General features: G+C 66.4%; 8 protein-coding genes. 4 read left to right on the top strand and 4 right to left on the bottom strand.

Annotated elements, in window-relative coordinates:
- Positions 1–3: 3 nt before the first annotated feature.
- Positions 4–1,512: a UxaA family hydrolase gene (locus ACW18B_RS12255; protein WP_492047325.1), complete on the top strand. Its 1,509-nt coding sequence runs from the start codon at positions 4–6 to the stop codon at positions 1,510–1,512.
- Complete coding sequence (locus ACW18B_RS12250) at positions 1,509–2,954, top strand: mannitol dehydrogenase family protein (RefSeq protein WP_492047324.1); 1,446 nt, start codon at positions 1,509–1,511, stop codon at positions 2,952–2,954. The genes ACW18B_RS12255 and ACW18B_RS12250 overlap by 4 nt, the downstream gene beginning before the upstream one ends.
- Here the strand turns inward: ACW18B_RS12250 and ACW18B_RS12245 are convergent.
- Both ACW18B_RS12245 and ACW18B_RS12240 read right to left on the bottom strand, forming a co-directional pair.
- A complete protein-coding gene (locus tag ACW18B_RS12245; RefSeq protein WP_492051697.1) occupies positions 2,951–3,511 on the bottom strand; it encodes a sugar transferase in 561 nt (186 codons plus the stop codon). The two genes, ACW18B_RS12250 and ACW18B_RS12245, sit on opposite strands and share 4 nt — an antisense overlap.
- Before the next feature lie 13 nt (positions 3,512–3,524).
- On the bottom strand, positions 3,525–6,161 hold the full coding sequence (locus ACW18B_RS12240) for a coiled-coil domain-containing protein (RefSeq protein ID WP_492047323.1): 2,637 nt from the start codon (positions 6,159–6,161) through the stop codon (positions 3,525–3,527).
- A 642-nt stretch (positions 6,162–6,803) separates the two neighbouring features.
- Here ACW18B_RS12240 and cysD point away from each other — a divergent pair.
- Both cysD and cysN read left to right on the top strand, forming a co-directional pair.
- A complete protein-coding gene (cysD, locus tag ACW18B_RS12235; protein WP_492047322.1) occupies positions 6,804–7,721 on the top strand; it encodes a sulfate adenylyltransferase subunit CysD in 918 nt (305 codons plus the stop codon).
- Positions 7,721–9,637, top strand: a complete 1,917-nt coding sequence (gene cysN / locus ACW18B_RS12230) for a sulfate adenylyltransferase subunit CysN (RefSeq protein ID WP_492047321.1) — start codon at positions 7,721–7,723, stop codon at positions 9,635–9,637. Before cysD ends, cysN begins: the two co-directional genes overlap by 1 nt.
- Here the strand turns inward: cysN and ACW18B_RS12225 are convergent.
- Together ACW18B_RS12225 and metG are read right to left on the bottom strand one after the other, a co-directional pair.
- Complete coding sequence (locus tag ACW18B_RS12225; protein ID WP_492047320.1) at positions 9,625–10,794, bottom strand: MFS transporter; 1,170 nt, start codon at positions 10,792–10,794, stop codon at positions 9,625–9,627. The two genes, cysN and ACW18B_RS12225, sit on opposite strands and share 13 nt — an antisense overlap.
- A 31-nt stretch (positions 10,795–10,825) precedes the next feature.
- Positions 10,826–12,541 (bottom strand): methionine--tRNA ligase, encoded by a 1,716-nt coding sequence (gene metG / locus ACW18B_RS12220; RefSeq protein WP_492047319.1) that lies wholly within the window; start codon positions 12,539–12,541, stop codon positions 10,826–10,828.
- Positions 12,542–12,892: the final 351 nt, after the last annotated feature.

Raw genomic sequence — 12,892 nt, 5'->3', positions numbered from 1 at the left:
TAGATGACCCAAACTGATCGTGTCCGGGACGAATCGATTCACGGAGTCCACTCCTTGGATCATGTCGCTACCGCTCTGCGCGATATCATCGCCGGTGAGCAGCTCGACCTGCATGGCCGCACCATTCTGGCCCGTGCCGATATCCCCAAGGGTCACAAGATCGCCGTCACCAACGTTCTCGCCGGTGAGGACGTCCTGAAATACGGCTGGCCGATCGGTCGCGCGACCGTTGATATCGCCACGGGCGACCACGTCCATGTGCACAATGTCGAGACCAAGCTGTCCGGCGTCGAAAGCTATGCCTGGTCGCCGCCCGCTGCCCAAGCCGTCGCGCAGACGAGCGACCGAGTCTTCCAAGGCTACCGTCGGCAAAATGGCCGGGTCGGCACCCGCAACGAAATCTGGGTGCTGTGCACGGTCGGCTGCGTCGCCAACACCGCGCGCCGGGTCGCTGAAAAGGCCAATGCCCGCTTCGCTGGTCGCACGGACGGCGTCTTCGCCTTCCCTCACCCCTTCGGTTGCTCGCAGTTGGGGGATGACCTGACCCACACGCGCAAGCTCATCGCCGGCCTCGCCGCCCATCCCAATGCGGGCGGCGTGCTGATCCTGGGTCTGGGCTGCGAGAACAACCAACTGAAGGCCCTGCTGGAAAGCGCGCCGGATCTGGATCCGGCGCGGCTGCGCGCGTTCACAACGCAGATGGTGGATGACGAACTGGAATACGGCCTGGCCGCGATCGAGGCGCTGATCGCCGTCGCCGAAACGGATCGTCGCGAGCCCTGCCCGGTATCGGATCTGGTCGTCGGCCTGAAGTGCGGCGGGTCCGATGGTTTTTCCGGCGTCACCGCCAATCCTCTGGTCGGCCGCATCGCCGACAAGGTTTCGGACGCCGGCGGCACGCCCGTCCTGACGGAAATTCCCGAGATTTTCGGCGCCGAGCAGATGCTTCTGGCGCGCACCGCCAACCAGGAAGTGTTCGACAGCGCCATCGGCGTGATCGACGACTTCAAGCGCTACTTCATCGACAACAATCAGCCGATCCATGAGAACCCTTCTCCTGGCAATATCGCGGGCGGCATCACGACCCTCGAGGAGAAGTCCCTTGGCGCAGTGCAAAAGGGCGGACGCTCGGCCCTGGTCGAGGTGATCCGCTATGGCGAGCGGGTCGGCCCCCATGGACTGACCCTGCTCGAGGCGCCGGGCAATGACGCGGTGTCGTCCACGGCGCTGACAGCGGCGGGCGCGACGGTCATCCTGTTCACGACCGGACGCGGCACCCCGCTGGGCTTCCCCGCCCCGACCCTGAAGATCGCCTCCAACAGCGGCCTGGCGACGCGCAAGCCTGGCTGGATAGACTTCGACGCCGGTGTTGTTCTGGCCGGCCAGGCCATGGACGACGCGGCTGACGCCCTGATGGACCTGGTCATCGAGACCGCGTCTGGCAAGGCGACCAAGGCTGAACTCAACGGCGAGCGTGAAATCGCCATCTGGAAACAAGGCGTGACCCTGTGACGGCTCCTACCCCATCCTCTTCCCTGCGTCTTTGCGCGACCAGCTGTCCTGCGGCTCTGCCCGGCGTGATCCAGCCCGCCTATGATCGTGACCGGATCACGATCGGCGTCGTTCATCTGGGCCCAGGCGCGTTTCACCGGGCGCATCAGGCCTATTATTTCGACCAATTGCTGGCTCAGGATCCGCGTTGGGGTATCTGCGCCGTTTCGCTGAAGAGCCCGGGCGTCCGTGATGCCCTGACACCCCAGGATGGCCTCTACACCCTGGCCCAGCTAGACTCGGAAACGACTTTCCGGATCATCGGTTCGATCGTCGAGGTGCTGGTTGCGCCCGAGGATCCGCCTGCGGTCTTCGCCCGCCTCGCCGCGCCCATGACCCGCATGGTGACCCTGACCGTCACCGAAAAAGGCTACTGCCTGTCCAGCGACGGCGGGCTGGATGAGACCCATCCGGACATCACCCACGACCTGGCCCATCCGCGCGAACCGATCAGTGCGATCGGCTATCTGGTCGAAGGCCTGCGCCGGCGCTTTGCGGTTGGCCTGCCGCCCTATGCCGTCGTCGCGTGCGACAATCTAGCCGACAATGGCTGGCGGCTGAAAGCGGCTGTGACAGCGTTCGCCAACAAGGTCGACCCAGAACTCGCCGCCTGGATCGAGGCCGAGGGCCGCTTCCCGCGCACCATGGTCGACAGCATCACGCCAGCCACGGATGACGCCCTGCGCAGCCGCGTGCACACGGCGACCGGTCTCTATGACGCCTGGCCCATCCAGCGCGAGGCCTTCACCCAGTGGGTGATTGAAGACGTGCTGGGCGCCGACGCCCCGGACCTCGCCCGTGTCGGCGTCACCCTGACAGACGACGTTCGCGGCTTCGAACGCGCCAAGCTGCGTCTGCTCAACGGCGTCCATTCCACCCTGGCCTATGCCGGCATCCTGCGCGGCCACGAGACCGTGTTCGAGGCCGTCAGCGATCCGGTGCTGGCCAAGCTGGCCCACGACCTGATGGTCGAGGACATCATCCCCACCCTGACCGCCCCCCGCGGCCTGGATCTGGCGGCCTATGCCGAGGCCATCCTCAACCGCTTCCGCAATCCCGAGATCCGTCACCTTCTGGCGCAGATCGCCTGGGATGGCTCGCAGAAGCTGCCTTTCCGCATTCTGGGCACGCTGAGCGAGGCGCTAGAGTCCGGACGTTCACCGGACCGGCTGGTCATGCCGCTGGCGGCCTGGATGCGCTTCATCCGCCTGCGGGTCGCAACCGGCGAAACGATCGTCGACCCCCTGGCCCAGAAGCTCGCCGCGATCGCCGCGCGCTGCAGCGGCGATGCGAAATCTGACGTGGCGTCTTTTCTGGCGCTGGACGAGATGTTCCCGTCGGCGATCGCGGCCAATCCCAAGTTCGTAGCGGCGCTGGAAAGCGCCTATGCCAGCCTGGCCTAGCGGGTCACGCCCTGGCCCGTCAGGACCGGGGCGACCGTTCTGACGAGGATCATCAGATCGACCCCGAAAGACCGGCGCTTCAGGTAATCCACGTCAAACGCCACCTTGTCCGGGATGGACAATTCATCGCGCCCGTTGATCTGGGCCCACCCCGTAACCCCGGGGCGGAGCGCATCGACGCCCGCCACTTGCCGGGCTGAAATCAGGTCGTGCTGATTGAACAGAGCGGGTCTTGGCCCGACTAGGCTCATGTCGCCGACGAGCACGCTCCACAGCTGCGGAAGCTCATCCAGGCTCAGGCGACGCAACGGCGCGCCGATCGGCGTCAGCCATTGATCGGGATCTTCCAGCAGATGCGTCGCGACCTGCGGGGTGTCGACCCGCATGGTTCGGAACTTCGGCATCGAAAACAGCCGCGAATTCCGGCCCACCCGCCTGGACCAGTGCAACGCTGGGCCGGGCGAAGTCACTCGAACCAGCAACCACAGCAGGGCCAGGGGCGCCAGCAGCACCAGAAGCCCCCCCGCCGCAGCGGCGACGTCAAAGGCGCGCTTCAGCATCGGCCTGCGATCAGGCCAGATCGCCGGTGGCGGCGTCCAGCAACAGATAAGCGCGGCCAGCGTCCGAGGACAGCAGGGCCGCCACGAGGAAGCCTTCGCGATCCTGGCCGCCTGCTTCTTCGATCATGCCGGCATAACGTTTCAGGAAACGCTCGGTATTGCCTCTGAGCGTGGCGTCCGAGAACAGGCGCCTCACAAGACGCCGAATGGCCGCCGGAGCCAGCCGCTTGACGACTTCGCGGGCGCCAGAGGCGTCGCGGGTCTGCAAGGCGGCGGCGATCTCGTCGATTCGGCCTCGCGGCAGCAGGGCCTGCGGATCGATGCCCATGGCCGAGATCTCGCCGGCCAGCTTGTCGCCCAGACCAGCCTCACCCGGAGAACTGTTCTCGATCCCCGACAGCAGCGACCGCCAGGACCAACCCTGCCCCTCGGGGGCCTCCTGGCCGGACGGCGCAGCGCGACCGCCGGCGGTGTCGAAGACCGAACGAAATTCATCATCGGTCGCTGTCGGAGTCAGGCGCAGACGCGGCCGTTGCCCAGGTTCATCACCAAGCAGGTCCTCATCCGCGATCTCAGGCGGCGAGCTTGGCGGCGCGGCTTTTGACCGCGCCTTCGCCGGCTGCGGCGCTCGCGGCGCGGTCGGAGCCGGACCGCCCATGGCGGCCGCAGCTTCGCTCAGGGCGTCATAATTGCGACGGACGCGATCTTGGAAGGCCTGATCGATAGCGGCCGTCTCCTCGGCCGTGCGACGAGCGGCGGCCATCAGTTCCTCTATGCCCTGCTCGATCGACGCGCGAACCTCGAGCGCCTTCTGCATGGCCTCAGCCGGCATCCCGGCGGTGCGCTGGCCGACCTCGTCGAGCATTGCTTCCAGCTCGCCCAACGTACCGCGAGCCGTCACTACAGCTTCCGCTAGCTTCTGGGCGGTGCGCGCGCCGGCCTGTTCCACCATCTGGGCCGACTGCTCGATCAGATCGCGGGCCTCTTCCATGCGCGCCTCGAAGACGGTGTCCGCCTTCTGGCCCGCTGCGAAGGCGATCTCGTTGAGCTGATCCACGCGACTGCGCGCGGACTCGATGCGCGAGTCCACGCCTTCGCTGGCCTTGAGGGCCGAAGCCGCCAGAGCCTCCATGGCCTGTTTGAGCTCGATCTCGAGCCCCTCGCGTTGTCCAGCTGCGGCGTCGGAAATCGCTGTGAGCACCTTGCCCGTTTCCTCGGCCAGGCGTTCGCGCTCGGCCTTGGCGGCGTCGGCGACATCCCTGAACTGCTCGGATGCCGCGCCGATCAGGCCCCGCAGGACCTCGGCGCCCATCGCGGCGACGTCGCTGAGTTCGGTGGCGCCGACACGGGTGTAGGACACAAACTCGGTCAATTGAGCGGTGCGGGTCTCGGTTTCGGCCGCGAAGTCTTCTTGCTCGGACCGCAGCGACTGGCTGGCGGCGACCAGCGCCGCGCGTTGCTGGGCAAGGTTCTTCTCGACCGCGCTCATCTGGTCGCCCAGGCCCTGCCCAGCCGTTTCGAGGCGGGCGATCTGGCGTGAAATGTCCTCTGCGCCCACGCGGGCCGCGTCAGATGCTTCGGCGGCGGCGGCGGCCAGGTCGGCGGCGCGCGCCGCCAGGGCGGCCTCAGCTTCGCGAAGCTGGGTTTCCGCAAGATCCGACGCCTCGGCCACCATACGCGCCTGGCTGCCAATGGCGTCCACCACGGCAGTCGAGCGCGTATCCAGGGTCAGGGACAAGGCCTCAAGGGCCTGACGTTCATGGCCGAGGCCCTGAGCCAGCTGATTGGCCATCCGCGCGGAATCCGTGGCGGCGTCCGTCAGTCGCAAGGTTTCCTCGGCCAGAGCCTGACGCAGCGCCAGGATACGTTCCCGCGCCTCGTTAGCGGCCAGGGTCGCGCTTTCGATCTGGTCGCGAACGACTTCCACCGCGCCCGACGCACCGGCCGCCGCCAGGATCGCCGGCGTGACCAGTCGATCCGTCAAGGTCCGCGTCCGACGCAGTTCAGCCGAGACGCCCATGCCTTGCCGAAGCAGATAGGCGCCCAGCAGGGTGAGCAGCGCCGGTCCGACCGCCAGGCCAGCAAAAACGGCGAGCGCGAAACCCTCCACCTTCAAGGCGGGAACGTCACGCGCATAGCCGAGTGCGAAAGCGATGGGGGCCAGCGCCCACAAGGCCGCCGCAGCGACCGCGAAGGCCCAGAACAGCACCGCCGACATCGGCCGCCGCTCGGCGCGGTCCGGCAGGCTGAAAGGCTCGATTGGACGACGGACGTCGGGCGGCGTGTCTTGCGCCTCGGATTTGGCCGGAGCGCTGTCACGCTCAGGCTCGACCACAGGCGCCGGCGGCTGGGGTACACTGGTCGCCAGGGACATGGCCGCAGACGAAGGTGATTCGAATGAGGGTTGGGTCGGCTCGCTGATCCGCCCCCGGCGCGACGCGGCGCGAGCCCGCGGAGAAGAAGGCTCCGGTGCGACAATATCCAGATCGAGATCTGGCTCGTCCATCGGCGGATCGATGGCAGCCGTCGGCTCAACGACCTCGGAAGCCTCGTCATTCGGGGCTTCGAGCGAGGCGAAAGCTTCCTCTACGGGCGCCTCCAAAGGGACGGCGGAGAAATCGAGCGGTTGGCGCTTCTTAGGCTTCATACACAGCCAAGGTCCCAAGGCGGTCAGCGAAGGGCAAGAAACAGTAGACGCGCACCCTGCCCCTAATTCGCGTAGAGAATGAACCTAGCGGCGAAAAGCCCGCGCGCAAAGCGGCTTCGGTTGAGTTTCGAGGGCTTCACGTTGTCGCGGCGACGATTGCGCCCATTCAGACCGCCGGCGATGGCTCGACGGAAGGCGCATCAACCTTCGGCGCCGAGAGCGGCTCCGGCGGCAAACGTGAGACCGTAGGAGGGTGCGCCATCCTGGTTCGGGGCCCTTGATCGAGCTCGACGCCGAACTGCGCCAACGCAATCGAAGACAGCCAGACAACCATCACAGCAAGGAATTCTGCCAGGAAGCTCATGGCCCAACCCGCACTAGAATATCGCCGTTATGCGATAGATCCAGCGTCGGGCCGAGTGAATTTTTGGTCACGAAAGGCTGGCTTGGGTTCACCCAAGCTGACAGCGCCTCCAGAATTCCGGCGCTTGCCCCGGAGCCCCACCCTGCCTAGGTCGCCTAGTACATGGCCCGGCGCCCGCTCTACCAAGGTTGCGACCGGGATTTTTCTGTTTGCGGACCCCTGTTTTGGCCCCTACCCCACTTGCTTCGATCGCGCCCAGCGCTTCGCGGGAACCGCTCATGACCGACCTTTCGCCGGCCCGCCTGACCCACCTCCAGCGCCTGGAGGCCGAGAGCATCCACATCCTGCGGGAAGTGGCGTCCGAGTGCGAGCGGCCGGTGATGCTGTATTCGATCGGCAAGGACAGCGCCGTGATGCTGCATCTGGCGGCCAAGGCCTTCTATCCGTCGAAGCCGCCTTTCCCGTTGCTGCACGTCGACACCACCTGGAAGTTCCGGGCGATGTACGACCTGCGCGACAAGGTCGCCGCCGACCTGGGCTTTGACCTGCTGGTCCACAAAAATCCCGAGGCCGAGGCCAAGGGCATCAACCCGTTCGACCACGGCAGCGCGTTGCACACCGATATGTGGAAGACCGAGGGGCTCAAGCAGGCCCTGGCCAAGTACGGCTTCGACGCGGCCTTCGGCGGCGCGCGCCGCGACGAGGAAAAGAGTCGCGCCAAGGAGCGGATCATCTCATTCCGCTCGGCCGAGCAGCGTTGGGATCCGAAGAACCAGCGGCCCGAGCTGTGGAAACTCTACAACACCCGCAAGCACCCCGGCGAGAGCCTGCGCGCCTTCCCGATCTCCAACTGGACCGAGCTGGATGTCTGGCAGTACATCCACCTGGAAAACATCCCGATTGTGCCGCTGTACTTCGCGGCCGAGCGGCCGGTGGTCGAGCGCGACGGCAATCTGATCATGGTCGATGACGATCGCTTCCGCCTGAACCCGGGCGAAGTTCCGCAGATGAAGAGCGTCCGCTTCCGCACCCTGGGCTGCTATCCGTTGACCGGGGCCGTCGAGAGCACCGCCTCCACCCTGCCCCAGATCATCCAGGAAATGCTGCTGGCCACCACCAGCGAGCGCCAGGGTCGGGCTATCGACCACGACCAGTCCGGTTCGATGGAGAAAAAGAAGCAGGAGGGCTATTTCTGATGAATACCATCTACAAGCCCTCCGACCTGATCGCCGACGACATCGACGCCTATCTGGTGGCCCACCAGCACAAGTCGCTGCTGCGCTTCATCACCTGCGGCTCGGTGGACGACGGCAAGTCCACCCTGATCGGCCGGCTGCTGTACGACAGCAAGATGATCTTCGAGGACCAGATGGCGGCCCTCGAGGCCGACTCCAAGCGGGTCGGCACGCAAGGCGGCGCGATCGACTTTGCCTTGCTGGTCGACGGCCTGGCCGCCGAGCGCGAACAGGGCATCACCATCGACGTGGCCTACCGGTTCTTCTCGACCGACAAGCGCAAGTTCATCGTCGCCGACACCCCCGGCCACGAGCAATATACTCGCAACATGGTCACCGGGGCCTCGACCGCCGACGCGGCCGTAATCCTGATCGACGCCCGCAAGGGCGTGCTGACCCAGACCCGCCGCCATTCCTATCTCGTCTCCCTGCTGGGCATCCGCCACGTGGTGCTGGCTGTGAACAAGATGGATCTGGTCGGCTGGGACCAGGCGGTGTTCGACGACATCGTCGCCGATTATCGCGCCTTCGCCGACCAGATCGGCCTGTCGGTGTTCACGCCCATCCCTATCTCGGGCCTGGGCGGCGACAACATGGCCAGCAAGAGCGACGCCTCGCCCTGGTATGACGGCCCGATCCTGATGGACTGGCTGGAGACCGTTCAGGTCGAGGACCATCTGCAGGCCCAACCGTTCCGCATGCCGGTGCAATGGGTCAACCGCCCCAATCTCGACTTCCGCGGCTTCTCGGGCCTGATCGCCTCGGGCGTGGTCAAGCCGGGCGACCGGATCCGCGTCCTGCCCTCGGGCCGCGAAAGCCGGGTCGACCGCATCGTCACCCTGCCCGACGATCTGCCACAAGCCGTCGCCGGCCAGTCGGTGACCCTCACGCTCAAGGACGAGATCGACATCTCGCGCGGCGACCTGATCGTCGCCGCCGACGCGCCGTCCCCCGTCGCCGGCCAGTTCGAGGCCACGGTCGTCTGGATGGACGATGAGCCCCTGCCGCCCGGCCGCACCTATCTGCTGAAGATCGGGGCCCGCACCGTCGGGGCCAACATCACTGAGATCAAGCACCGGGTGAACGTCAACACGCTGGAGCGCACGGCGGCCAAGCGGCTGGAGCTCAACGAGATCGGACTGGTCAACCTGTCGCTGGACCAGCCCATCCCGTTCGAGCCCTATGCCGACAATCGCGAGCTGGGCGGCTTCATCCTGATCGACCGGATCAGTAACCGCACGGTCGGCGCCGGGATGATCAATTTCGCCCTGCGCCGGGCCGACAATATCCACTGGCAACATACGGACGTCACGAAACAATCCCGCGCAGCTCTCAAGGGCCAGCGGGGTCAGGTCGTCTGGCTGACGGGCCTGTCCGGAGCCGGTAAGTCGACCATCGCCAACCTGGTCGAAAAGCGCCTGCACGCCCTGGGTCGCCACACCTATCTGCTGGACGGCGACAATGTCCGGCACGGTCTCAACAAGAATCTCGGCTTCACCGAGGAGGACCGGGTCGAGAACATCCGCCGGGTCGCCGAGGTCGCCAAGCTGATGGTCGACGCCGGCCTGATCGTGCTGACCGCCTTCATCTCGCCCTTCCGCGCCGAGCGCCGTCTGGCGCGCGAGATCCTCGAGACCGACGAGTTCATCGAGGTCTTCGTCGACACGCCGCTGGCGGTGGCCGAGGAGCGCGACGTCAAGGGCCTGTACGCCAAGGCCCGGGCCGGCCAGCTCAAAAACTTCACCGGCATCGACAGTCCCTACGAGGCCCCCGAGGCTCCCGAACTGCGCATCGACACCACGGCGATGAGCCCGGTGGAGGCCGCCGAGCGGATCGTCGAATGGCTGGAAGGCCGCGAGGTCGATTACGATATCTGATGCCCCCCGGTGCGGCGGTTCAGGGCAACGGCTCCGGCCAAGCCCAGAGCCGCCACGCCGGCCATGGCGAGGTAGCCATAGGGGCCGAAGGCGTCGAACAACGGGCCCGAACACAGGGTGGCGACGCCCAGGGTCAGACCCATCGACAGGGCCGAGTTGATCGCCTGGGCGGCCGAGGCGTTGGCCGGCGGGGTCAGTTTCTCGATCAGCCGCAGCGAGGCCATGAAACTGGCCGCGAAGGTCAAGGCGTGCAGGGCCTGCAGCGGGAACAGTAGCCACAGGGGCGGCGAAAACGCGTAGGCCGTCCAGCGCAGCATGGCGGCGGCGGCGCCCAGCACCAGCAACTTCTCGGGCCCCATCTTGCGCCGCCAGGGCTCCATGAACCACATGAATCCGACCTCGGCCGCGACGCCGACGCCCCACAGGACGCCGATCATCGGCTCGGCGATGCCCTGCTTGCGCCAGAGGATGGCCGAAAAGCCGTAGTAGAACGCATGCGCGCCCTGGATCAGGCCGGCGGTGACCACGGCCAGCACGAAGGCGCGGTCACGCATCAGCGAGCCCAACCCTTTCCAGCGCGCCGCGCCGACCGGCTTGGCCACGCCCTCGGCATGGACCCGCTCGGGGGGCAGAAACACCGCCGCCGACAGAGCCGTCAGGCCCGCCGCCACCGCGATCCAGATCGGGATGACGCTCGGCGGCGCCAGGGTCAGCCCCACGCCCATGACCAGATTGGCGATGATGAAGGCCGCCGAGCCGGCGCCCCGAGGCAGGCCATAGTTGAAGCCCTCGACCCGCGCCCGGCGCAGGGTGATGACGTCGACCAGGGGCGAAATGGTCGACAGCAGGGTCTGGGCGACCAGCCAGGCGATCGCCAGGCCCAGCGCGCCCGGCGCGATCAGCAGGGCCGCATAGCCCAGCCCCGCGCCGAGCGCTAACAGCACCATCGGGGTGCGGCGCAGGGTGAAGCCGTCGGCCCACACCGCCAGGGCCGGACCGGTGAACGGCCGGGCCAGCATCGGGATGGCCAGGATCAAACCGATCGCGGCGCCGCTCAGGCCGCGATCACGCAGAAAGGTGGCGATATAGGGCAGGCTGACGCCGGTCCCCAGATAGATCGAGACGTAGAAGAAGCCCAGGCGCGTCAGGCTGTTCATCGCCCTGCCCCGCCTGCCGCGTCTCCGTCGATCACTCGGCTTCCGCGCCGCCGAACCGCGCCGTCCATTCGGCGATCATGTCCTCGTCGATCTTCTTGAACAGCACCTCCGGCGCGGTCACGGAAAGGCCGACCGGCAGCCTGTTCAACTCGACCGCGGCGTCGCTGGACGGCCAGGCCGCCGGCACGTCGATCGAGAAGGCCTGGCTGATCTTTTCGGCCGCGAACGGGATGAACGGGGCCGAGATCTTGCCGTACAGCGCCGCCAGGTTCAGGGCGGTGCGGACGATGACGGCGGCGCGATCGCGATCGGTCTTGATCGCGGTCCACGGCGCGGCCTCCTGCAGATATTCATTGCCGACCACCCACAGGGCCCGCAGGGCCTGGGCGCTCTTGCGCACCTCGATGGCGTCCATCTGCTCGGCCAGGTCGGCCAAGCGCGCCGAGACGTCGACGAACAGCTTCTCCTCCAGCGGCCCCGGCTCGCCGCCTTCGGGCACCACGCCGTCGAACTTGCCTTCGGTGAACTTCAGGATGCGGTTGATGAAGTTGCCCAGCACATCGGCCAGGTCGCGGTTCACGGCGCTGGCGAACATCTCCCAGGTGAAGGCGGTGTCGCTGCTTTCGGGCGCGTTGGAGGTCAGGTACCAGCGCCAGAAGTCCGGCGGCAGGATCTCCAGCGCCGCGTCCATGAACACGCCGCGCTTGTTGCTGGTCGAGAACTTGCCGCCATACCAGTTGAGCCAGTTGAAGGCCTTGAGCATGTCGACGCTCTTCCAGGGCTCGTCCGAGCCCAGGATGGTCGCCGGGAAGCTGACGGTGTGGAAGGCGACGTTGTCCTTGCCCATGAACTCGACATAGCGAACGTCGTCGGCGCCTTCGTCGGTGCGCCACCAGCGCTTCCAGTCGCGGCCTTCCTCGGCATCGGCCCATTCCTGGGTGGCGCCGATATATTCGATCGGGGCGTCGAACCAGACATAGAAGACCTTGCCTTCCATGCCGGGGCGCGGGGCCCCGTCCTTCACCACCGGCACGCCCCAGGCCAGGTCGCGGGTGATGCCGCGATCGATCAGGCCTTCGTCCAGGAACTTGTAGGCGATCGATTTGGCCAGGATCGGCCAGTCGGGGTGGCTGTCGACCCAGGCCCTGATGCGATCGGCCATCTTGGTCTGAAGGAGATAGAGGTGGCGGGTGTCGCGCACTTCCAGGTTCCGCGAGCCCGAGATCACCGAATAGGGATCCTTCAGGTCGGTCGGGTCCAGCAGGTTGCCGCAGTTGTCGCATTGGTCGCCGCGCGCCTTGTCGAAGCCGCAATGCGGGCAGGTGCCCTCGATATAGCGGTCGGGCAGGAAACGCTTGTCGTCGATGGAATAGACCATCTGGTCGACGCGTTCCTCGATCAGGCCGTTGGCCTCCAACACTTCCGCGAAATGCTGGGTCAGCTTCTGGTTCTGCGGCGAGGAAGACCGGCCAAACCAGTCCCACGACAGGCCAAAGGCCGCCGCGACATCGCGCTGCAGAATGTGTTGCTCGGCGCAGTAGGTCGCCACGTCCTGGCCGGCGGCGGCGGCGGCCAGTTCGGCCGGCGTGCCGTGCTCGTCGGTGGCGCAGATATAGAGGGTCTCGTTACCCCGGGCCCGCTGGAAGCGCGCATAGACGTCGGCCGGCAACATCGATCCCGCCAGATTGCCCAGGTGCTTAATGCCATTGATGTACGGCAGGGCGGAGGTGATCAGGATACGGGCCATGAGGCGGAGTCTTCCGGGGGAGTCAGAGATCGAGGAATTAGGCGTTCGCATATAGAAGGCCGGGGCGGGAAACGAAAGCGGCGGTGTGTGTCACGAGCCCCCTACGGGTCGGAGCCTATCCTCGAGCGCGGAGGGGGCGCTCCTCCCCCGAAGGGGCAGGGCTATCGCATATGGATCAAGCGCCAAAAAATTAGCCTTCCTGGGCCTTGTGCCCAGGACCCATGGCGCCGCCGATGCGAGGTTGGGTCTGCATTCTGGGCCGTTCAGCCGCGCATGAAGCCGAGATCACAACCTGCCTCAAACATGGGTCCTGGGCACAAGGCCCAGGAAGGCAAGATTTGTAACGCGCCG

Source organism: Caulobacter sp. FV2ps19 (assembly GCF_058681035.1).
Note: the sequence above shows the minus strand (reverse complement) of the source record. Positions and strands in the feature narration are given on the sequence as shown.

What these genes read in the sequence shown, in the direction of transcription:
- ACW18B_RS12240 (WP_492047323.1), bottom strand. Translation starts at nt 6,161, where the DNA reads ATGAAGCCTAAGAAGCGCCAACCGCTCGATTTCTCCGCCGTCCCTTTG.
- ACW18B_RS12255 (WP_492047325.1), top strand. Translation starts at nt 4, where the DNA reads ATGACCCAAACTGATCGTGTCCGGGACGAATCGATTCACGGAGTCCAC.
- cysN (WP_492047321.1), top strand. Translation starts at nt 7,721, where the DNA reads ATGAATACCATCTACAAGCCCTCCGACCTGATCGCCGACGACATCGAC.
- cysD (WP_492047322.1), top strand. Translation starts at nt 6,804, where the DNA reads ATGACCGACCTTTCGCCGGCCCGCCTGACCCACCTCCAGCGCCTGGAG.
- metG (WP_492047319.1), bottom strand. Translation starts at nt 12,541, where the DNA reads ATGGCCCGTATCCTGATCACCTCCGCCCTGCCGTACATCAATGGCATT.
- ACW18B_RS12225 (WP_492047320.1), bottom strand. Translation starts at nt 10,794, where the DNA reads ATGAACAGCCTGACGCGCCTGGGCTTCTTCTACGTCTCGATCTATCTG.